General features: G+C 42.5%; 18 protein-coding genes. 10 read left to right on the forward strand and 8 right to left on the reverse strand.

From position 1 onward, the window contains the following. Positions 1–185 precede the first annotated feature (185 nt). The 4 genes from BQ7394_RS04375 (at position 186) to BQ7394_RS04395 (ending at position 7070) form a co-directional block, all read left to right on the forward strand. Entirely contained in the window at positions 186–1277 is a 1092-nt protein-coding gene (locus BQ7394_RS04375) for a PD-(D/E)XK nuclease family protein (protein WP_075556248.1), read from the forward strand. A 735-nt stretch (positions 1278–2012) separates the two neighbouring features. Beyond that, positions 2013–2915 carry a DUF4595 domain-containing protein gene (locus BQ7394_RS04385; protein WP_075556249.1) on the forward strand — a complete coding sequence of 301 codons (903 nt, stop codon included), beginning with the start codon at positions 2013–2015 and terminating at the stop codon, positions 2913–2915. Between the two features lie 386 nt (positions 2916–3301). Next, positions 3302–6208, forward strand: coding sequence for an ATP-binding cassette domain-containing protein (locus tag BQ7394_RS04390; RefSeq protein WP_075556250.1), 2907 nt, complete (start codon positions 3302–3304; stop codon positions 6206–6208). 34 nt (positions 6209–6242) lie between these two features. Beyond that, entirely contained in the window at positions 6243–7070 is an 828-nt protein-coding gene (locus BQ7394_RS04395; RefSeq protein ID WP_075556251.1) for a hypothetical protein, read from the forward strand. Between the two features lie 78 nt (positions 7071–7148). Here the strand turns inward: BQ7394_RS04395 and BQ7394_RS04400 are convergent, their stop codons facing one another. From BQ7394_RS04400 to BQ7394_RS04425, 6 genes are all read right to left on the reverse strand, one after another. Then, positions 7149–8312 (reverse strand): PP2C family protein-serine/threonine phosphatase, encoded by a 1164-nt coding sequence (locus BQ7394_RS04400; RefSeq protein ID WP_075556252.1) that lies wholly within the window; start codon positions 8310–8312, stop codon positions 7149–7151. 14 nt (positions 8313–8326) lie between these two features. Further along, a complete protein-coding gene (locus BQ7394_RS04405; RefSeq protein WP_075556253.1) occupies positions 8327–9163 on the reverse strand; it encodes a sensor histidine kinase in 837 nt (278 codons plus the stop codon). Further along, positions 9156–10277 carry a sensor histidine kinase gene (locus BQ7394_RS04410; protein ID WP_075556254.1) on the reverse strand — a complete coding sequence of 374 codons (1122 nt, stop codon included), beginning with the start codon at positions 10275–10277 and terminating at the stop codon, positions 9156–9158. Before BQ7394_RS04410 ends, BQ7394_RS04405 begins: the two co-directional genes overlap by 8 nt. A gap of 1 nt (position 10278) precedes the next feature. Beyond that, positions 10279–10686, reverse strand: a complete 408-nt coding sequence (locus BQ7394_RS04415) for an ATP-binding protein (RefSeq protein ID WP_075556255.1) — start codon at positions 10684–10686, stop codon at positions 10279–10281. 21 nt (positions 10687–10707) lie between these two features. After that, complete coding sequence (locus BQ7394_RS04420) at positions 10708–11007, reverse strand: STAS domain-containing protein (protein WP_075556256.1); 300 nt, start codon at positions 11005–11007, stop codon at positions 10708–10710. 82 nt (positions 11008–11089) lie between these two features. Then, entirely contained in the window at positions 11090–13774 is a 2685-nt protein-coding gene (locus BQ7394_RS04425; RefSeq protein WP_075556257.1) for a calcium-translocating P-type ATPase, PMCA-type, read from the reverse strand. 420 nt (positions 13775–14194) lie between these two features. Between BQ7394_RS04425 and BQ7394_RS04430 the strand changes: the two genes are divergently transcribed. Next, a complete protein-coding gene (locus BQ7394_RS04430; protein WP_075556258.1) occupies positions 14195–14692 on the forward strand; it encodes a DUF4251 domain-containing protein in 498 nt (165 codons plus the stop codon). Here the strand turns inward: BQ7394_RS04430 and BQ7394_RS04435 are convergent. After that, positions 14676–15608, reverse strand: coding sequence for a tRNA modification radical SAM protein MnmL/YtqA (locus BQ7394_RS04435; RefSeq protein WP_075556259.1), 933 nt, complete (start codon positions 15606–15608; stop codon positions 14676–14678). The genes BQ7394_RS04430 and BQ7394_RS04435 overlap by 17 nt on opposite strands. 168 nt (positions 15609–15776) lie before the next feature. Here BQ7394_RS04435 and BQ7394_RS04440 point away from each other — a divergent pair, with 168 nt between their 5' ends. From BQ7394_RS04440 to BQ7394_RS04450, 3 genes are all read left to right on the forward strand, one after another. Then, entirely contained in the window at positions 15777–17951 is a 2175-nt protein-coding gene (locus BQ7394_RS04440) for a S9 family peptidase (RefSeq protein WP_075556260.1), read from the forward strand. Beyond that, a complete protein-coding gene (gene lipA, locus BQ7394_RS04445; RefSeq protein WP_075556261.1) occupies positions 17951–18796 on the forward strand; it encodes a lipoyl synthase in 846 nt (281 codons plus the stop codon). The genes BQ7394_RS04440 and lipA overlap by 1 nt, the downstream gene beginning before the upstream one ends. A gap of 64 nt (positions 18797–18860) precedes the next feature. Further along, positions 18861–19979: an NUDIX hydrolase gene (locus tag BQ7394_RS04450; protein WP_075556262.1), complete on the forward strand. Its 1119-nt coding sequence runs from the start codon at positions 18861–18863 to the stop codon at positions 19977–19979. Between the two features lie 8 nt (positions 19980–19987). Here the strand turns inward: BQ7394_RS04450 and BQ7394_RS04455 are convergent, their stop codons facing one another. Next, the gene (locus BQ7394_RS04455) at positions 19988–20482 is read right to left on the reverse strand and encodes a metallophosphoesterase family protein (RefSeq protein WP_075556263.1); all 495 of its coding nucleotides are present in this window, start codon (positions 20480–20482) and stop codon (positions 19988–19990) included. 58 nt (positions 20483–20540) lie between these two features. On the opposite strand from BQ7394_RS04455, the gene BQ7394_RS04460 reads away from it, so the two are divergent. Next, positions 20541–22610 (forward strand): RNA degradosome polyphosphate kinase, encoded by a 2070-nt coding sequence (locus BQ7394_RS04460; protein WP_075556264.1) that lies wholly within the window; start codon positions 20541–20543, stop codon positions 22608–22610. A 10-nt stretch (positions 22611–22620) separates the two neighbouring features. Further along, positions 22621–23298, forward strand: coding sequence for a hypothetical protein (locus BQ7394_RS04465; RefSeq protein WP_075556265.1), 678 nt, complete (start codon positions 22621–22623; stop codon positions 23296–23298). The last annotated feature ends 120 nt before the right edge of the window (positions 23299–23418 follow it).

Consider the following 23418-nt stretch of genomic DNA (forward strand, 5'->3'; position numbering starts at 1 on the left):
AGAACCTTTAAGTCTCTGTTAAAAGAATGATATACAGAAGGATATTTGCTATCAAGCTATGGTAGATATCCTTTTATGTATGTTTAGTATTAAGCTATCTAAAAAAGAAAAACTATTTTATGTGATAAAATTCTCCTATATTTGTAAATAACAAATAAAGCAACTCTATAGTTATCATACGAAAGATGAAAAGTGAAATAGATAAATTTTCAACTATTATCCGCGATTTTGCTCAATTGCCTAAGAAAGAAATATCTCCTACTTTTATGGAGATTTGTAAATATCCATATAATAGGTTTGAAGAAATCTGTAGTAGAGTTTTACAATTTTATTTCAACCCAAAAGCTGAGCATGGATTTAAAGCTCTGTGGTTAGTGTCACTATTGGATGCAATAAAACAAACTCAAGTTTATCAAATCACAGATAATGTGAATGTTGTAACAGAGGAAAATGCAAATGGCAAACGAATCGATTTAACAATCATATCTGATAAGTTTGTTATAGGTATTGAGAATAAGACGACCGCTGATGTATATAATCCGTTAAACGAATATACAAGACATATACAAGACGCGTACAAAGACAAAATACAAATACTGTTGGTTTTATCTATAAAACCTATCACTTGTATATCTGCCAAAAGAACACTTAAGGTAAATGGATTTATATCACTAACTTACAAGGAACTATTTGAATCTGTTTATCAAAATTTAGGTAACTACATAACAAATAGCAATCAAAAATATCTTACTTATATGTTAGACTTTATGAAAACAATAGATAATATGGATAATTCAAATACAAATATAGAAAACGACTTTTTCTTTAAAAATAAAGAAGAGATAGAAGAACTGATAGGAAGATTTAATAGATATAAAGAAAATATTCTATCTTATCAAAAAGAACAAATATCTATTTTGGAACAGCGAATAAGTGATGTTACAGGACGTAAATGGTGGGTTTGGCAAGGATGGGATTTAGGCATAAGTTTTAATGATGAGGAACATAGAATTGGTATTGAATCAAGTTATGAAGCAACAAAGGATGATCCATGTGCAAAATTTCATATATATATAACTACTTGGAAAATGAAAGATTGGTTCCCCTATAAAGATAACGTCCTTAAACATTTTCCTGAATATATTTTCCTTGATGAATATAATGATGGACGTTCTTATCTTCATTTGCCTATAATAGAAGGTAATGACCAAGACAAAATAATAGAAGCACTAAAAAAGACTTTTGAAACAATGAAAATGATTACTTCAAAAGAATGAAATATAATTAATCGCTTTATACACTTTGTTCAAAAGGTGTTACGTGATTTTTCTGGAATATACTTCAACTTCGAAAATAAATCCTTTGGTCACTAGACTAGAGGATTTTTTCATTTATAACCATTTAAAAAAGAAGATGCCAGCTTAATTCGGTGTGCCTCTTAAAATGGTATGCCCTTTATAAATATAGAGAGGTTTCATTTATAAATGAAAGAGATAGCATGAAAGGATTGTTATTCATTGTGTTAACAGCATTGATATTTATGTAGGCTGTGCATTGCTTATCTTCCCTTTTCTAGTGTTCATGTTTCACACACTTATTAACAAATCAATAGGAAGAATAAGGCTTAAATGAAAAAACAGTGTTTAATATTTTAATCGCAACGATAGGAATACTAAACACTTTTCGTACATTTGCAACAATCTCATACACCTAAAGCGATAGGCATAGTATGAGAGGACATATGTTTAACGAAAGGTGTTATTGAAATTATCTTCTATTATCAAATCTCGCAAATTTGAAAATGGTACGAAGATGGTACAATAGCACCCGCATCATTTGTATTAAACTTACCTGTGAGGGTAACTATATACAAAACTGGTGTGGGTTACTGTTGTTTTATCCGTACCATGGGCAATGCGAGAGCCTGATAATAGGATAAAACAAATACAGTTCCCACACCTTTTATTTTTTTATCCGAACGGAGGGAACAGGGAGGGTGAAATTTAATTGTTATGACTAGAAATTTACTTTTTATGCTTATTGCTGTATGTACTTTGTTCAGTTGTGGAGGCGATGATCCTGTAACTGTTGATCCGATTAAACCGGAACAACCAGAAAATCCACAAGATCCTGAGAATCCAGAAATAAAGACTAAACGTATTAAAACACTAAAAGTTGATCGACCTTCAGGACTTTTCACTGAAGACAAATTAACTTATGACGACCAAGGCCATATTATCAAGATTGAATCTCACATAGAAAATTCTGACTGGTATGATTTACCGGAATATGATGCTGTTACTACATTTACTTATCAAGATAAAAAAGTTATCTATGAGGTCACTTGTAACGATTACTCACATAAGCAGGTACTTCAACTAAATGATTCGGGGTATATTGAAAAACTTGTTTACAACGAAAAGAACGAATGGAGTCATTCTTTTGAATATTGGGGAGATGGTTGTCTAAAAATTAAATATATGGATACTGGCTACTATTATGCCTATAAATATGAAAGTGGAAACCTGACTACAGTCGCTTTTTTCGCAGATAATAAAAGCAGCACAGACTATATTAAACTTGGAACTTTTCCTAATAAAGCGGGCATCTCACCGATGCTTTTTTCTGATGAGTTCTGCACATTAAGCTTTGAGATGCCATGGGAACTTGGAGTGGACGAGTTTGCTCTACATAATGCCTTTTATTTATTTTATAATGGATTATATGGGAAACATTCCAAAAATCTGGAGACTTCAGTTACAGATCGGGGGGATACTATCTCTTTCGAATATAAGTTAGATGAAGAGGGTTATCCCACAAAAATAATCTGTACTGAATTGGACAATGGTGTTCCTATTCTTAGCAGTGAGAGTGAAGATGCTTTTATTGCAAACATAGAATATTGGGAAGATTAAATACCTACACTGAAATAAGGCACGATTTTTAACAGATCGAATAATGAAGTTAAAAACGTGCCTAATCTTTTTATATGCTATAATATTATAACAGAGATGATTAACTGATCTATTAATGAATGGCTCATGTAAGCAGAGGTGTAAACCAAGCAAGTATAAAACAAAAAACGGCGAAGGTAAAACAGATAAGCCGCAATAGCTCAGTTGGTTGTGTTGGTAGCTAGGTTGCCAGTTCAAGTCCGGCTTTCGGCTCATAAAATAGAAGCAGTTATCTCAAAAGATAGCTGCTTTTTGTGTTATACTTGGGATTTAGCTGGTTTTCTTTTATGATATATAAAGTATTAAGTTTTATCTTTGTCCTGTAAATCATCATTATCTATGAATATATGAATGAAACCATTCTGAACGGTTTATTAAATCTGTTTGCTGTTTTTGCTTCGGCTGTGCGCATAGAGGAACAGCAGGCAAGCCGGGCGGTTCATTTTTATTTGTCCAGTCATTTTGGTGTTCGTTCTCATAAAGAGTATATTGAGTTATACAGTGAGTTGCGGAGTATGTATGACGATCCTCTTTTTCCTGTGGATAAAGAGGGAGTGGTACGTAATATCTGTGAGCAGATGAAGGTGAAGCTGATGGCGGAAGAACAACTTCTTCTCCTAATTCGCTTTGTGGAGTTTGCTTATTCCAATAGTGAAGAGTTTGAAAACCATCTGTCTCTTTTTCATCTGGTGGCCGATATTTTTGCCATTCCACAGGAAGAGTTTGACGACATACTTGCATTTATAATCGGGAAACCGTCTTCTTCTTTACTTCTTATCAGTGGAGAAGATATTGAAGCTGAAAACCATATAACCCGTAAGGGGATGGACGGATTTATCCGTGTACTCTTTATCCGTCGGTTCGATAAGCAGATATTTACCTATTATGGCTCAGGGGTCGTTTTCATGAACGATATCCCTTTGTCATCGGGAATATTTTATGCCTGGCAGCATAGTAGCGTATTGAAAGGACCTTTGTTTCTTCCGGTTTATTACAGTGACTTATTGACTGTCTATAATAAGAATGAACGGAAAGAAACGATTTCTCTGGCTGGTAGAGGTTTGAATTTTACTTTTAAAAATAGTTCCAACGGACTGCATAACTTTTCCTTCAACCTGGAGTCGGGACAACTGGTTGCCATTATGGGAGGAAGTGGAGTCGGTAAGTCTACTTTACTGGGTATCATGAACGGGAATATCCGTCCGGACGAAGGGAGTATAACTGTGAACGGTTATCCATTGGATGCGCCCGAAGCCCGGCAACTGATCGGTTTTGTTCCGCAAGACGATTTGTTGATTGAAGAACTTACCGTTTATCAGAACCTTTGGTTTACGGCCCGTCTTTGTTTTGCCTGTCTTTCGGAACCGGAGATTAAAGAACGGGTCGATGCTGTCCTGAAAGATTTGGATCTGGAAGGTATAAAAGATCTGGAAGTCGGTTCGCCCATCCGCAAAACGATCAGTGGTGGACAACGTAAACGATTGAATATTGCTCTCGAACTGATTCGTGAGCCGGCTATTCTGTATCTGGATGAGCCTACCTCCGGTTTGTCTTCGTCAGATTCAGAGAAAGTTATCATGCTGTTGAAAGAACAGACCCATCGCGGAAGGCTGGTTGTCGTGAATATTCATCAACCATCGTCGGAAATCTATAAGTTGTTCGACCGTCTTTGGTTGTTGGATCGGGGAGGGTATCCTATCTATGACGGGAATCCGATAGAAGCAATTATCTATTTCAAGCAAGCGGCTAAATATACCGATCCGGATATCAGTGTTTGCAGTACCTGCGGAAATGTCAATCCGGAATTGATATTGAACATCATAGACTCGAAGAAGATCGACGATAGTGGTAACCAGACGAATATCCGGAAGTTTACCCCCGAGGAATGGCATGAGAAATATGTCTCGGCGCGACCAGATTACACAGATGTCGAGGAGAAAGATTTGCCTGACAGCAAACAGCGGAAACCTTCCTGGTTTAAGCAATTTTGTATTTTCCTGGAACGGAATATCCGAACAAAGTTGGTTAATAAACAGTATTTGGCAATTACCTTACTGGAAGCTCCTTTATTGGCATTGATTGTCGCTTTGCTTACCCGTTATGTGGATGGCGACGAGTATACTCTGCTAGCCAACAAGAACTTTGTGTCTTATATCTTTATGTCGGTTATTGTCGTGACCTTTATGGGGCTAAGCATAAGTGCCGAAGAGATCATAAAAGACAAGCCTATCCTGAAGCGTGAACATTTTCTCCGGTTGAGCCGCAGTAGCTACCTTACTTCCAAGATGGTTTACCTTCTGATAGTATCGGGACTACAGTCTTTACTTTTTGTTTTAGTGGGGAATGCTATCATGGGAGTTGGATGGGAGATGTTCGGTATCTGGTGGAGTATCCTTTGGGCTACCTCTTTCCTGGCAAATCTGACGGGATTGATCTTGTCGCAGTCGATGAATTCTGTTGTTGCCATCTATATCACGATCCCTCTTTTGCTTATTCCGCAGATATTACTTTGTGGATTGGTGATCAAGTTCGATGACTTGAATACCCGTGCATCGAAGGAAAATAAAGTGCCGCTGATCGGTGAAATTATTCCTTCACGCTGGGCTTTCGAGGCCTTGATGGTGGAGCAGTTTGCCGATAATGCTTATAACCAGGCTTATTTTCCAATTGAAAGAGAAAAGTATCTGGCACAGTATTATGAGAATATACATGCGAAAGAGGTACGTCGGTTGGCTGAACAACTAGAAATAAAGGATGACTCCGACAAACGATTGATGGTAGAAAATGAACTGGCTGTGTTGGGACATGCAGCCCGTATTGCTCCTTATGCGAAGGGCGAAAGCTATTTGTCGTATTTGGATAAGGTGGATATGGCCCTGCATGAACGTGCGCATAACTTTACTGCTTATCTGGATCAGGTGCAACAGGAGGATATACGTGAGAAAGGAGCTGAGTGGGTAACCGCCCAAAAGAAAGAACACCATAACTCGGCTATCGAAGATCTGGTGATGGGAGCTGGTGGACGTAATTTCTATAAAGAGTATGGCCATCGTATTTATCCTGCGATAGGTCAAATATATGTAGTGCCGGATAACCCGTATGGCAGAGCTCCTTTCTATGCTTATGAGAAAAATTTGGGTGGTATTTCAATTTCTACGTATAATTTTAATTTATTGATTATAGGTTTCTTTGCGTTTTTAGCGATTATCGCTATATTCGCAGAGTTTCCGGGACGTTTCCTGAGAGAAGAGTGAAAAAGCTGGAATATAAATTATTAAATAAAGTAACATGAAAAAGAGTGTATTAAGCGTGCTTGCAATAGCCGCATTAATGGTAGGCATGGCTTCCTGTAACGGAGCTAAGAAATCTGATGATGCCCAGAAAACGGAAGAAGCTGCCGTTATAGCCGGTAAAGCTCCGAAAGATTTGTTGACAGAAGAGGTAAAGCAGGAAACTGTTAAGTTCCTGGCTGATATGCCGGAGTCTGAGCTTCCTTATCGTTTGTCAAGCGGCGAAGTTCAGGTTAAAGTGGCTGATTTGACATATATGCTGCCGGTAGCTAAAGCTGCTGAACTGAGTACTGCTACACAGAAAGCACGTGCACTTGGTATGTATATGGCTGATTACAACGTATTGAAAGCTATCGGCCAGCCTACTGCTGAGGTAGAAGGTGCCATTGTAAAACTGGCTACAGACCTGAATGTTTCTTTTGTATTGGATATTCTGAAAGAAGAAGCTCCGAAAGATGCAACTAAAGAACAATTGCAGGCTTTCATGAATGCACAGGAAGATAAGATCATCGATAAGATGGCTGCAGAAAATAAAATAGATGTACAGATCGAAATCTTAGGTGCATCTTCTGCTGAATATGCTTGTCTGCTTGCTAATCCAACATTGGTTGTTAAGGGGGATGCTACATCTGCCGGTCTGTCTGCCAATATGGAAAAACGTGTGACTATGCTGGAAGAAGTAGTTGCCGATTTGGCTTCTTATTATCCGGATCTGCAACAGCTGGGTACAACCATCAGTCCGCTGAAAGAAAAAGTAGCAACAATCCAGGATGCCAGAGCTGCTAATGCAGAAATCATGGGTATCCGTGATGCTTTGCTGAAATAAGTACATATATATAATGTATATAAAAAACGGAGATGCACCGATCGGTGCATCTCCGTTTTTTTATCCGGTAAAAGTAAGTTAGCCTTGATACGTGATGGACAACAACGTGATGTCGTCCGATTGTACGGCTCCGACAACGAACTTTCCAACTTGCTCCGTTATTTTGTCTACAATCTCTTTCGGACTCTTTCCGATCAACTCCTGACAGTTTTCAAGCAACCGTTGTTCGCTGTATTGCTCGTGGCGGGTATTCATCGCTTCTGTGATTCCGTCGGTGTAGAGCAACAGGTTGTCTCCCGGCAATAGCTGTAAAGTTTTTTCGTGATAGGTGATATCGTCTATGCTTCCTAATATAAAGTCGTTTGTCAGCGGTACGGATACAACTGTATTATCTGCTTTCATCAGGATAGGAGGGTTGTGTCCTGCATTGCAATAGGTCACGAGGCCTGTATTCAGATTCAGTATGCCATAGAATACGGTGACGAACATTTCGTTTGTATTTTCCTGGCAAAGAAATGCATTCGAACGTTGCATACACATGGCTGCTGAATTTTCGTTCAGTGCGATTGTCCGGATAACCGTCCGGCTGATCGCCATAAAGATGGCAGCCGGGACTCCTTTACCTGCAACATCTGCAATTACGAATCCCAAACGATCCTGGTCTATGCGGAAGAAATCGTAAAAGTCGCCTCCCACATATTTAGCCGCATTCATATAGGCGTAGATGTCGAATGATTTCAATTCCGGAAACGGCGGAAATGTTTTCGGCAGGATGGTCTGTTGTATTTCCTGGGCGATATGCAGGTCGTTACGGATAGATTCCAACTGTGAGTGTTCCTGTTGTGCCTTCTTGATGAAGGATATCTGTTCAGCTGCCTTTTCGATCGTACGTTCCAGGTCTTCCAGGTTGATTGGCTTTGTCGTAAAGTCGAATGCCCCCTGGTTCATGGCACTACGAATATTCTCCATATCGCCGTAGGCTGAAACCATGATACATTTCAGAGCCGGATTCTGCATCTCGTTTATTTTGGCAAGCAATGTCAACCCGTCCATTTCCGGCATATTGATGTCGCTTAATATAACATCGAAATCCGGTTGGACAAGCATGAGTTGAAGTGCTTCCAGTCCGTTGTGCGCAAAATAGAATTCATATTCTCCTTTCTTTATCTTGCGACGGAAGTATTGGGTAAGCAACCTTTCCAGGTCTAATTCATCATCTACACTTAATATTTTTATAGCCATGACTTTTGTCTCTGTTATTGTTGGATAGGAATAGAAATAGTAAAACGGGTATATTCGCCGGGACAGGACTCCATCTCGATCGTACCGTTGTGTTTTTGTTCGATAATCGATTTAGTGATCGACAACCCCAGGCCGGTACCTTCCCCGATCGGCTTTGTAGTGAAGAAAGGAGTATAAAGTTTCTTCTTTACCTCTTCGGAAATACCCTGTCCGTTATCTTCTATAACCAGGGAGATACGGTTGTCTTCTTTCTTTAGGGAAACCTTGATGGTGGGCTGGTAAGCTGTGTCGGCTGCCTCTTTCGATTTGCTGAATACGGCATAACAGGCGTTGTTCATCAGGTTGAGTATGGCACGACTGAAGTCTTGCGGAATAATCTTTACCAATGGCAAGTCGTCGGCATAATTCTCTTGTATAGCCACGTTGAAGCTTTTATTATTCGCTCTGACGGCATGGTAAGAAAGCCATATATATTCTTTGGTCAGCTGTTGCAGGTCGGTAGGGATATATTCGTCGTCTTTGCCACGCGAGTAGAGCAGGATGCCACGCACAATGCTCGAAGCGCGGTTGCCGTTCTCTTCGATCTTAGTCATATTCCCCTCCAGGTCGGACATAATTTCTTTGATCTCTTCGACCGAGTCTTCCGGTAATGCATCCCCGAGCTCGTCCAGCACTTCCTGCATATCCTTTAGTAGCTTCTGCGAAACTTTGCTGAAATTGATTACGAAGTTGAGCGGATTCTGTATCTCATGCGCAATACCGGCACTCAATAATCCGAGCGAAGCCATCTTTTCCTGCTGGCTGATCTGCTTCCGCAGATTCTCAATCTCTTTTTGGGTATTCTCATTCATTGTTGATCCTTTTTTGACTGATGGGAATTGTAATTAGGAATTCAGTATAGTTATCCTTTTCGCTTTTCGCCAGGATCGAACCCTGATGGTTAAGGATAACTTCACGGCAGAGATACAACCCGACACCGGCTGCTTCAGCCGAAGGTTTCGTTGTAAAAAATGGTTCGAATATCCTGTCTTTGATATTGTCTTCGATACCTATTCCGTTATCATAGATACTGATAAATGCAGTATTGTTTGCTCTTTCCTCCAATTTGATCGTAATAAACGGAGTGAAACTTTCTTTCTGGAGTTTCCGGAGCAGTGCATAAATGCTGTTTTTAAGAATGCTGCCTATTGCTTTATTCATCTGTTCGATATCGATTTCCACCATAAGCGGCTTTTCCGGGCATTCGAGGTTTATCTGTATCTGGTTTTCTTCAATTTCTTTTTTGAATAATTTGTTGAGAACATCTATGTTGACCTTACACAACTCGCTCAGATCGGTTACTGTAACATCGCCGTGACGGTCTTTCAACAACTCTTCCATAGCTTTGACGATGCGGACCGTGTTACAACCATGCTCATTGATTTTTTGCAAGTTACCTTCTATCATATCGAGTATTTCGACACTGTCTTCATAGATTTCTTTTGTCATGACGGCTTTCTCGTCCGTGATGTTCTCTTTCAATTCCTTGATCAGGTCTGCCGATAGGCCGGCAAAGTTATTGATGTAGTTTACCGGATTGAGGATACGGTCTACCAATCCCTGTGTAAGCTGTCCTACGGTTGCCAGCTTTTCCTTCCGTACCAGTTCGTCCTGCGCTTCGGCCAGAGCATCCAGTGCTTTCGACAGTTTTTCCGATTCTTTCAATACCTGGTCGCGCTGGATACGGAGCTCGATGGTACGTTCTTCCACTATCTTGGCAAGGTATTCTTTTTGCTTCAGCTTTTTCCGCAAACGTCCTTTTAAGATATAGAGAATAATCTCTACAACGATAGCGATGCCGGGAACCGTTTCCCAATCGTAATAAAGGCCTGCAATAATAAGTATCCAGCCAACCAGCGTCAACTTTTCTATGATGCGCAGTTGTCTTTTGAGGGAAGCTATTTCTTTAATATCGAAGTCGGCCATATTACTGAATTTCTTTGGTCATTGTTAATATATTCTTTCCTTCGGAACGGTCATACCTGACATCCGTCATCAATTGTTTAACCAGGAAAATACCCAGTCCGCCGATCGGGCGTTCTTCTACCGAAAGGGTTATATCCGGTTCCTGATTTTCCAGCGGATTGAACCGGATGCCGTTGTCGGTCACAACTATTTTCAACACTCCCTCTTCACACCCCATGTCAATGCGTATATCGCCTTCTGAATTGGGATATGCATATTGAATAACATTCGTTACAGCTTCGTCCATTGCCAACTTTATCTGTATAAGCAATGTTGCATCAATACCGCAACGTCCAGCTTGCTGTTCCAGGAAATCATACAGAAGGGCAAGCTGGTCAGGATTATTCTTAATATGTAGTGTGCTGGTCATTTTACCGGAGTTTGGATCTTATTACTCAATGGTAAGGAAAGAGTTGAATCCGGTTATTTTGAATATATCCATAATGCTGCTCTGGATATTCCTCAACACGAAAGTCCCGCCTTTCTGGCTCATTTTTTTTTGTAGAATGAGAAGTAAACGCAGGCCGGCACTGCTGATATAACTAAGGTCAGTGCCATCGAGTATTACTTTCTTTACATCTTTCTCAAGGATGTCCATGATCTCTTTTTCCAAATCGGGCGAACTCAAGGTGTCCAGTTGACCGGAAAGACTGATCACTGTCTCTATTCCGTGTTTTATTTTTATTTCCATATTCTTTTCGCTTTCAATTTAAGCAAATGTAAATATTATAATCTAACACAGCAAGTTATTATCTTGATTTGTTAGTTCCGGCTTACTTCTTTGTAAGCCGGCTGATTCCGCGTGCAATTTCACCTACCCAGAGAACCAGGGAGGAAGAACCGATGATGATACCCCAGTCTTTCAGCGATAGAGGAATTACATTGAACATTTCTCCTCCGAAAGTGACGATCAGATATTGGCCGATCAGGATCAGCAATGCTACAAACAGGAAGCTTTTGCTCTCTTTCAGGTTGGCGAAAGCCGAACGGCCTTCCATGAACGCTTTGGCATTGAACATATTCCAGAACTGAAGCATCACGAAGAAGCTAAAGAACCAGGACAGGTCGTGCGGAGTTAATCCGGTCTGTGCGTGGAAGTAGTATAATACTCCCATCAGGATGATGACGAAAGCCAAGCCTACTCCGAAGATGTTGTAAGCCATCGGGCGGGTGATGATAAAGTCTCCGTCTTTTCCGCTACGGCGGGGTTTGTCTTTCATAACCCGTTCGTTAGGAGGAAGGGAGGCCAGTGCCCCGGCTGCGAATGTATCCATGATAAGGTTTACCCACAACATCTGAGTAATGGTAAGCGGTGATTCGGTTCCGAACAGCGAGCCTAACAAAACGATCAGACAGGCAGCCACATTGATTGTCAACTGGAAGAGCAGGAACTTCTGGATATTACGGTACAGGGAACGTCCCCACATAACGGCGCGGGTAATACTTCCGAAGGAGTTATCCAGAATCGTAATATCGCTGGCTTCTTTAGCAACGGATGTTCCGTCTCCCATCGAAAGACCTACCTGTGCGGCTTTCAGAGCCGGAGCGTCATTCGTTCCGTCGCCGGTTACAGCAACAACGGCCCCTTTCTTTTGTAATAACTGGACCAGGCGTTGCTTGTCGGTTGGACGGGCGCGACACATAATTTTCAGGTCGAGTACACGATCCAATGCTTCTTCATCGGTTAAAGCTTCGAAGCCTGGGCCGGTGATGATATTACGGTCGGTATCTTCCGGTTTCCATGTCCCGATCTGACGGCCGATCTCTTTGGCTGTTCCCGGTGTATCTCCTGTTACGATCTTTACGTCTATGCCTGCGTTCAGACAGCTTTGAACAGCTGCGGGGACATCTGCCCGGACTGGGTCGGAGATAGCAACGATCCCCAGGTAAGTCAGGTCGGTTCCATGTAAGCGTCCGTTTACGAAATAGGCTTCGTCTTTCCCGTCTTCAATGATCTGGTAAGCGAATCCGAGTGTACGCATCGCCTGATTCTGATAATTCAATAGTTGCTTTTCAATTTCGGCCTTGCAGGCTTCTACCGGCTTGTAATCTCCGTCGGTCGCTACACGCTGGCTGTTTGCCAGTACGATTTCCGGAGCGCCTTTGACGTATAATATCTTTTTACCGAGCAAGGCGGACTGTACGACAGTTGCCATGTACTTTCTTTCTGTCGAGAAGGTGAGCTGTGCCAGAACCGGTGCTTCCTCCCGTAATGTCAGATAATTCTGGCCCTGGCTGTTCAGCCAAAGCAACAGGGCTGCTTCGGTGGGGTTGCCCAATGTCTTTACTTTATCTTCCGAGAAGTCAAGATAGGCGGTAGAGTTAACCGAGATACCTTCTTTGATTAGGTTGCTTAGTTCATCGTCACCCAGTTTCTGGTCTTTTAGGTTGTAAAAGTTTGTCTGATAGACCTGCATCTGGTTTTGTGTCAGTGTTCCGGTCTTGTCAGTGCAGATCACGGTTGTAGCTCCCATTGTTTCACAGGCATGCATCTTACGGACCAGGTTGTTCGTTTTAAGCATCCGGTTCATGCTGAGCGCGAGGCTCAGGGTGACGCTCATCGGCAAACCTTCGGGGACGGATACAACGATCAGGGTTACTGCTATCATAAAGATATTCAGTATGTGAGAGATCAAATCCATTACCGGCATACCGGAAGAGGTGAGGAACAGTTTGGCCAATAGGGCGATGAAAGTAAGCCCGGCTACGGTGTATCCACCTTTACTGATCACGGCGGCAAGTCCTTTCAGCTGCATCTGCAACGGGGTCTCGACGTCACTTTCTATTTGGGAGCCTTCATACACTTTTCCGTATCCGGTAGCGTCACCGACCAGTTCGACCTCCATCACACCGTGTCCGTCTACTACGGTCGTTCCACGCATCACAGCGTTGGATGGGTAAGTTGCTTCGTTATCGAATTCAGCTTCGTTGGTTGTTTTGCTGATGATTGGTTCGCCGGTCAGGGTCGACTCGTTAACCTGTAAGGATATAGCTTCCAGCAGTCGACCGTCGGCGGGTATTTCTTCTCCCGTTTCCAGTACGACGATGTCGCCTACTACCACTTCTTTTTTAGTGATCTGGCAGATATTTCCTTCGCGGATTACTTTTACGAATGTATCATCGTTCACTGTGTTCAGTATATCGAATGCTTTGTTGGCTTTCAGTTCAAAAAAGAACCCTACGCACGATGCCAGCATGATGGCAAAGAATATACCGATCGGTTCGAGAAAAGCGGTGAAGCCCTTTGCCTCCGGTCCCCAGCAATGTACGCCGGCGATGATCATCGACAATAACCATGCTACCAGCAGGATCTTAATGATCGGATCATTGAACTTTTCGAGGAATTGACTCCAGAGAGAAGCTTTCTCGGGAGGTGTAAGGATATTTTCGCCGTGAAGGCGCCTGCTTTCTTCAACTTCTTGTTTGGTTAAGCCCTGATACTGATGTTTTTTCTCCATAAATTTGTTTATTCCAATTCAGAATTATAATGTACAGCAAATTACGTAAAGTTGACGGACATACGCAAGTGCTTTGGTTTTTAATTGATAATATTTGAACCTATTCGCTTCGGTGAACCCTATGCGGAGGTCTAAATTGTCATATATAGTGAAATTGGAGTATCATAATATATGAGAATATATTTTCATAATATGTGGGAATTCAGTATCATAATATATGATACTTCTTTATTCTCTCGAATCGTTTAACGGTTTTAGTTGACTACTTTCTGTGTTATAAATGAGGTTAGTTGTCTCCGGTATCATCCTATAACTTTGTTAACCTTTTGTTGTGTTAAATTAACGGGTCTGACTTAAACTTTTGTCATCTTATAATTGTCTTATATATAAAAGGCAAATTGTGTATTAGTTATTAAGGTTATGAAGAACGTTAGGTTATTCTGGATACTGGGGATTGTCCTCGCTTTAATAGGGCAATCCCTTTGTGCCCAAACCAAGAAGGAAAAGAAAGAACAAAAAGAAAAAGAAGTAAAAGAATTAATAGAAAGTAAACGGTTTACGATAGATGTGAACCGTGCGATACCCATGGGAGGGCGTTCTCTCAATCTGACCTCTCCCTATTCTCTGGAAATGCGCGGCGACTCGGCTATTTCCTATCTTCCTTATTTCGGAAGAGCATATTCGGCTCCTTATGGTGGCGGTGACGGGTTGCGATTTGAAAAATCAATTACCGATTATCAAACCTCTTTCAACAAAAAGGGAACCGCTCAAATACAGTTTCGTGCCCAGACAGACGACGATACATATACATTTAATGTACAGGTATTCTCTAATGGTTCCGCAACTATAAATGTGACACCTGTCAATAAGCAGAATATCACATTCTACGGGGAACTGGCTCCTAAGAAAAAGGAATAAATAGTCGTCCCTGCCGTGCATTTCTTTCGGCAATACGCTTATTTACTCTAGCGGTAAATTCGAAGTTTTTAAGTCCCCAGTCGGGAGCGATCAACAGCTCTTTCGGGGATTGCGATACAAACCTCTCTACTACAATAGAGGGGGTTAATTTTTCTATAAAGTCGATCACCAGGTCGATGTATTCGTCGGCCGTATAAAGATGGAACTCTTCCGGATGATCGGCATATTCCTTCGCCATGCGGGTGTTGCGGATCAGTTGCAATTGATGAAGCTTTAGCGTTGTGATCGGTAATGCGGATAATCGATCGGCATGATGCAGTATCTCTTCGCGGCTTTCTCCCGGTAAACCCAGGATCAGATGGGCTCCGGTGTAGATGCCTCTTTCGGCTGTCCGGTGGATGGCTGTTTCCGATTCTTCGTAAGTATGTCCGCGGTTGATGCGGATCAATGTTTTATCTAATGTACTTTCCAATCCGTATTCTATCATCACAAACTTTTCTTTGGCGAGGGAGGTGAAATAGTCCAGCAAAGCTTCCGGCATACAGTCCGGGCGCGTTCCGACGATCAGCCCGACCACTTCGGGATGTGATAAGGCTTCCTCGTATTTGGCTTTCAACGAATTCAGTTCATCGTATGTATTGGTATACGCCTGGAAATAGGCCAAGTATTTCATTTCCGGATATTTGCGGGAGAAGAAGCGGATGCCTTCTTCCAATTGTTCGGATACGCTTTTCTCTGTGTGGCAATATTCCGGACTGAATGTTTGGTTATTACAATAAGTGCATCCTCCCCAACCCTTTGAGCCGTCACGGTTAGGGCAGGTGAAGCCGGCGTTTATAGAGATTTTCTGTACTTTGTAAGGGAATACTTTCCGTAGAAAATCACCGAAATCATTATAAGGCTTTACGTTTTCCATGAGGCAAAGGTAATTTATAATGGTTAATCGCCAATGTCCGGTGGTTAATTTAACGATAAAATGCCCGAGCTTACCCGGGCTGGTACATAAATTACCTTTAAAGGTGAAGGGTTTACCATGATAAAATGCTAACTTTGCGACCTATTCAAAATAAAATTAGAAGTATTCATGAAACGATTGGGTGTTGGTTTCTTGCTTTCATTGGTGATAATTGGAAGCGTATCTGCTCAGAACGGGAGCAAACGTGTAGATTTAAAAGAAATTACAGATGGTAAATTCCGTCAGGTAACAGCTATTGGAGAAATGCGGTCGTTGCCGGATGGTGAGCATTATACAGCAATGAACAAGGATCGGAGTATGATCATTAAATATTCATATCGTACGGGTAATCCGGTAGATACCTTGTTTAATGCCCGCACTGCCCGCGAATCGACATTTGATGACTTCGATGGATATGATATCAGCAGTACCGGTCATCATATATTGGTTTGGAGAGAGACTGAACCGATTTATCGTCGTTCGTTCAAGGCTACTGTTTACGATTATGACGTGCGTCGTAACTATGTAAAGCCTTTGTCGGACTCGAAGAACAAACAGATGATTCCGACTTATTCGCCTGACGGACGTATGTGTGCTTATGTTGTGGATAACAATATATGGGTTCGTAAGTTCGATTACGATACTGAAGTGCAGGTAACCAAAGATGGTGAACTGAACAAAATCCTGAACGGTATTACCGATTGGGTGTACGAAGAGGAATTTGCAGTAACAAACCTGATGGCCTGGTCGCCCGATAGTGAGTACCTGGCTTATGTCCGTTTCGATGAGAGTGAAGTTCCTGAATATTCCATGCAGATGTACGGTACAGGTTTATATCCGGGTTATTACAACTTTAAATATCCGAAAGCCGGAGAAAATAACTCGAAAGTAACCGTGCATTCTTACAGTGTCGCTACTAAAGATATCAAGGAATTGAAAGTGCCGGTTGAGGCAGACAGCTATATTCCGCGGATTATTTTTACGACTAATTCCGACCAGTTGGCTGTAATGACTTTAAACCGTCAGCAGAACCTCTTTAATATGTATTATGTAAATCCGAAGAGTGGTGTATCGCGCCTGATCCTTCGTGATGAAAATAAATGTTATGTGGATTCCGAATGGTTGACTTCTATTCATTTCTTCCCTTCCGGATTTACTTATGTAAACGAGCAGGACGGCTATTCCCATATTTATCTGTATTCGCCGACGGGGGTAATGCAGCGTCAGGTGACAAAAGGGAACTGGGATGTAACCCGTCTGATTGGTTACGACGATGCGACAAAAGTCACTTATTACGAATCGGCGGAAGAAAGTCCGTTGCGTCGTTCTGTTTATAAGATAGATGCGAAAGGGGTAAAAACAAAGTTGACGGATGCAGAAGGTACGAATAGTGCCGACTTCAGTGATAACTTTGCTTATTTCGTAAATACCTATTCGAATGCGAACACTCCCGCCCGGATTACGGTAAACGAAACAAAGAGCAAAAAAGAGTTACGTGTATTGCAGGATAATGCTGCATTGAAAGAAAAACTGGCTAATACATCGTTCTCTAAAAAAGAATTCTTCAAGGTACATACAGCTTCTGATTATGAGCTGAATGCCTGGATCGTTAAACCGGTGAATTTCGATGAATCGAAGAAATATCCCGTGTTAATGGTTCAATATAGCGGTCCTAATTCACAACAAGTATTGGATAAATACGGTTTTGACTGGGAACACTATCTGGCTGCTAACGGATATATAGTAGTCAGTGTGGATGGCCGGGGAACCGGTGCACGTGGTGAAGCCTTCCGCAAATGTACATACTTGCGGATGGGTGAATTGGAATCCAGAGACCAGGTGGAAGCTGCACAGGCATTAGGTAAATTGCCGTATGTGGATGCCAGCCGTATCGCCATCTGGGGATGGAGCTTTGGTGGATACAACACATTGATGTCGATGAGCGTAGGTAACGGTACTTTCAAGGCCGGTATCGCAGTGGCTCCTCCGACAGACTGGAAATATTATGACTCGGTTTACACCGAACGTTTTATGCGTACGCCAAAGGAAAACTTCTCGGGCTATGCTGCTACATCGCCTATCCGTCTGGCAAAAGACTTACAAGGTAAGCTATTGCTGGTTCACGGTACTGCTGACGATAATGTACACTTCCAGCAAACGATGGATTATGCAGAAGCATTGGTACAAGCCGGTAAACAATTTGATATGCAGGTTTATAAAGACCGTAATCATAGTATTTACGGTGGCAATACCCGTTATCATTTGTATACCAGGATGTCTAATTTCTTATTTGATAATTTATAATGCCAGAACATTTGAGAAAGCCGGATTGGTTGAAGATCCGGCTTGGAGGGAACGAACAGTTCACACGGACTAAAAGTATTGTTGAGTCTCATTGTCTGCACACGATCTGTACAAGCGGCAAATGTCCGAATATGGGAGAGTGTTGGAGTCGTGGTACCGCAACCTTTATGATTGCCGGTGAGATATGTACCCGTTCCTGTCGTTTTTGTAATACACTTACAGGCAAGCCGTTGCCATTGAATCCGCTAGAACCGGCCAACGTGGCAGAAAGCATCCGCCTGATGAATTTGAAACATGCAGTAATAACGTCGGTCGACCGGGATGACTTGCCGGATATGGGAGCCCAGCATTGGGTGGATACTATCCGTGCGATCAAGGAGGTTAATCCGGAAACAACAGTTGAAGTTCTGATCCCTGACTTCCAGGGACGTCTTGATCTGGTGGACAGGGTTGTTGCTGCCGGTCCTGAAATTATTTCACATAATATGGAAACCGTACGGCGTATCAGCCCGCAGGTTCGTAGTGCAGCTAAATATGATGTCAGTTTATCTGTCCTGTCCCGTATAGCCGGACAGGGAGCAACAGCGAAAACAGGTATCATGGTCGGTCTGGGGGAAACTCCGGATGAGGTATGCTGCCTGATGGACGATGTGCTTGCGACAGGGGCTTCCGTATTAACAATTGGACAATATTTACAACCTTCAAGAAAAAATATTCAAGTTTCCGAATACGTCACCCCCGAACAGTTTGATGCTTATAAATCAATTGCTTTAGAGAAAGGTTTCCGGATGGTGGAGAGTGCTCCGCTGGTTCGTTCCTCTTATCACGCCGAAAAGCATGTTTGATTGCGAAAACATTTAACAAATTGCGTTGTTATATTATTAAAGTGCGAAGAAAGGGGGAAAGGGTATGAACAAAGTTAAGAAAGGATTGGACAACCAAGCCATTGGCTTATTGCCATTGCTGTTGTTTATGTTTTTAGACAATTACTTTTCTTATCTGTTGTCTTTCATCATTGGCGTTACCTTTTGCTTTGTATGTATTTTTCTCTATCAGGTCTTAAGTAAGGATAAGGTATATCAATTCCTGCTGTTGCCTTCGGCAATGACGCTGGTGTTATATTCTATTTTTCTTTGCTTGAAACTCGAGCCGGTCTTGTTTATTTATTCTCCGTTGATTACGGAAGTGTTGTTGGTTGTTGTACTTGCGTTTATCGGTTTTACCCGGCGCTCGGTACTAAAGAAAATACGAACATCAGCTCATCCGACTTATAAACGGACTTTAATGCGGACAACATTGAATGAATTTTATTTCATTGCCCAGCTTGTTCAGAATTTATATACATTGCACCTGTTTGCTATTCTGGTATACAGTATCCTGCCGGATACGATGCAGAGTGTACATACAGAGCGTTTCCTTTACAGGGAACTAGGGGTATTGGTTGGTATACTGGTTATTCTTTATGAACAGGTACGTTTGTCGTTGATGCAAGGTAGCTTACGGAAAGAAATGTGGTTGCCGGTGTTGAATGAAGGAGGAAAGGTGATTGGTTGTATTGCACGTTCGGTAAGCCGCACGTTGCCAAAGAAATACTATCATCCGATCGTCCGGATAGCCGTTATTCATAACGGAATGCTGTATTTGATGAAAAGGAGTAAAGATGCTTTCGTGTCCCCTGATACGATCGATTATCCTTTCCATAGTTATGTGTTATTCAGGCATAGTATTGAAAGTACTGTGCGTGAGTCGGTGGGCGAACTGGCCGAACAGGAGGATGTAACACCTCGTTTCCTGATACGTTATACGTTCGAAAACGAGAAGGTTAAACATTTAGTATCACTTTATGTGATCTGTCTTCGTACGGAAGAGCAACTGAGTCAATGTAAAAAGGCAGGCGGAAAGCTATGGACTGCCAAACAAGTAGAAGAAAACCTGCATTCAGGTGTATTCAGTGAATACTTTGAACAGGAGTTCTCTTATCTTCAGAATACGATATTGCTGGCTGAAAATTTCTGCTGCGGAAAGTAATAGACTTACTATCGAATACCGAGTTCTATCACTTCCAAGTCTTTAATATTCTTACCATCAATAACAAAACGTACAAGCGTACGGACCTGGTGAAAGCCGCTCTTTCCGGCGGCTCCTGGGTTGATATATAAACAATTAAGATATTTATCATAAGCAACTTTCAGTATGTGCGAATGACCCGCTATGAAGATATTCGGGCGGGTGTCGTACAATTCTTTGCGGATAGCCGGATTGTATCGTCCCGGGTAGCCGCCTATATGCGTCATCATCACATTTACTTCTTCTACCTTGAAATGAGCCACTTCGGGATATTCCAGCCGGAGTGATTGCCCGTCTATATTTCCATATACGGCCCGGAAAGGTTTCAGGGCTGCCAATCGTGCCGCCAGTCCGTCCGATCCTATATCTCCTGCATGCCATATTTCATCGCATTCTGCAAAGTATTCCGCATATTTATCATCCCACCAGGCGTGAGTATCCGAGAGAAGTCCAACTTTAATCATAACAATTTCTTTTATTCTACAAAAGTATCTATATTTACGCAGCTAAGAATAGAATACGATGGAGAATTCATATAAATACTTTAAACGCGACATCAGTTGGCTTTCTTTCAACTACCGTGTTTTGCTGGAGGCAGAGGATGATACACTCCCTGTTTATGAGAGGATCAAGTTCTTGTCTATCTATTCTTCCAACCTGGAAGAATTCTATGAAATACGTGTGGCCGAACACCGCGGAGTGATCATGAAAAAGAACTTCACAGAAGAAAGCGGTGCCGAAGCCGAAGAAGTGTTGACTGAGATAACGAATGAAGTGAACCGCCAGCAACGGGAATATTACCGGATCTTTTCGGAAAAGATATTGCCAGAACTGCATCGACAGAACATTTACCTGTATCAGGGAAGCGAGCCGGAACCTTTCCATGAAGAGTTCGTTCATAACTTCTTTAATGAAGAGGTCTTTCCTTTCCTGTCGCCCGTAATGATACAGGCCGGGGACATCCGTACGTTTATCCGCGACCGCCGTTTATACCTGGTGATCCGTATGATAAAGAAAAGCAAGCGGAAACCGGAAGAGGGGCAGGTTCCTGAATATCATTATGCCATGATGAAGATACCGTATGCCAAGGTTCCCCGTTTTATCGAGTTGCCGAAGCATGAAGGGAAGTTCTATATCATGTTTATCGATGATATCATCCGTGCCAACCTGGCCAACATATTCCCCGGATATATTATCGATAGCTGTTACAGTATCAAGATATCGCGTGATGCCGATATTTACCTCGAGAACGAGAAAGGAAATATCGTGGAGAGTATCCGTAAGAAAGTGAAGAAACGGAAGATCGGCGACCTGAGCCGCTTTATGTACGACAGGGCGATGCCGGACGATTTCCTATCTTTTATCTGTGATGCGTTCGGTATTACTACGGATGATCTGGTGGTAGGCGGTCGTTATCTGAATTTGCAGGACCTGGCCAAGTTGCCTAATCCGAAAGGAAAAGAGTTGGAGCAGCAGATACCTTCCCCTATGCGTATTCCTTATCTGGATGAAAAGGGATCGGTGTTCCGTGCCGTGAAGAAGAAAGATATCATGTTGCATTTCCCTTACCAGTCGTTCGACTACCTGATCCGGTTCCTGATGGAGGCCGCTTTCGATCCGAAGGTAGACGAGATAAAGATCACCCAATACCGGGTGGCGGAAAATTCGGCGGTGATCAATACGCTGGTCAGTGCGGCGCAGAACGGGAAGAAGGTAACGGTCTTTGTAGAGCTGAAAGCACGTTTTGATGAAGAGAACAATATGAGTACCGCCGAACGGATGGAGCAGGCCGGTATACGTATTATATATAGTATCCCCGGTTTGAAGGTACATGCCAAGGTTGCCGTTATCATCCGGAAGGATTCTGAGGATGGGAACAAACGTCGTGACTTTGCTTACCTGAGCACAGGCAATTTCAACGAGAAGACTGCCCGTATCTATTCGGATATGGCTTTGCTGACCTGCAACGACGAGATCATAACCGATATAAACAAAGTCTTTGCCGTATTGGAAGGGAAGATGGCCGAACCGACCTTCCGCCATCTGTTGGTGGCCCGCTTCAATATGGTGCCTGAACTGAAACGTATGATTCAACGTGAAATCGATCACGTAAAGGAGGGACGCAAAGGACGGATCGTTTTGAAGATGAACGGGCTGCATGACCAGAATATGATTAATGAGCTTTATCGGGCCAGCGAGAACGGTGTAGAGATCGATCTGATTGTCCGGGGCATTTGTTGCCTGGTGCCCGATCAACCGTATAGTGCCAATATCCGGATAACCCGTATCGTCGATATGTTTCTGGAGCATTCCCGTATCTGGTATTTCTATAATGATGGCCGGGAAGATGTCTTCCTGACGTCGGCCGACTGGATGCGCCGTAACCTGAACCGCCGTATCGAGACTGCCTTTCCGATACTCGTGCCCGAGATCAAACAGGAAGTCATCGATATCCTGAAGATACAGATGCGCGATAATGTAAAGGCCTGCCTGATCGACGAACAGTTGCATAACAACTTCAAGCGGGATGATGCGCCCGAAAAGGTGCGTTCGCAGCTGGCCATTTATGAGTATCTGAAGAATAAATCGTGAAAGAACTGATATGGACAATCCTTCTTCCCTGACTTTTTTCCTCTTTTGTTTCTGTTGGGTAGCGCTGATAGCCGGTGCGGTATTGGGGTACATTATCGGTATCCGTATGGCACGCAATAAGGAGCGTCACCGGCTGGTGAAGGAAAAGATCAGGAAGAATAAGGTCGCCATTTATCATTACCAGAAAGAGAAATACGAGTACATCGGGCAGATCAACCGCCTGGAAGAAGACCTGCATAACCTGACGGAAGAGTCGGAACTCTATAAGGAGCGCATTGCCGACCTGGAATATTACCAGCGGAAAGTGCGCGAAAGCGAGCAAATCATCGAACGCCTTTCTTCCGACATATCGGAGGTTGCAGGAGGGGTGACCGATGCCTTCTCCCTTGTAATGCAACTAAAGAAAGATCCCGTGCGCACCAACCTGACCAAACAGGAATGGACGGAACTTCTGCACACCACCGATCTTCTCTTCAACAACTTCCTTACTGAGTTGAAAGAGAAATCAGGCATCACCCGGCATGAAGAGGAGATCTGTTGCCTGATTAAATGGAACTTTGCACGTAAAGACCAGATGGCTGTCTTCAACAACACGACCGAAGCCCTGACCAAATCGAAGAGTCGCCTGAAGAAGCGCTTGCAACTCGACGAAAAGACCGATCTGGATCAGTTTATTCGACTTTATTAATCATTCTGCCGATAGGGATTGTCTTGCAAAATGAAGGAAATGTTATTTGTGTTTGATCTATATTGCTGATAACTATTTCTTTATCGCTTCTCTCGTTTGTCCGGTATCTATCCTTTCCCT

The sequence above is a fragment of the Parabacteroides timonensis genome (genome assembly GCF_900128505.1).
Taxonomy (GTDB): domain Bacteria; phylum Bacteroidota; class Bacteroidia; order Bacteroidales; family Tannerellaceae; genus Parabacteroides; species Parabacteroides timonensis.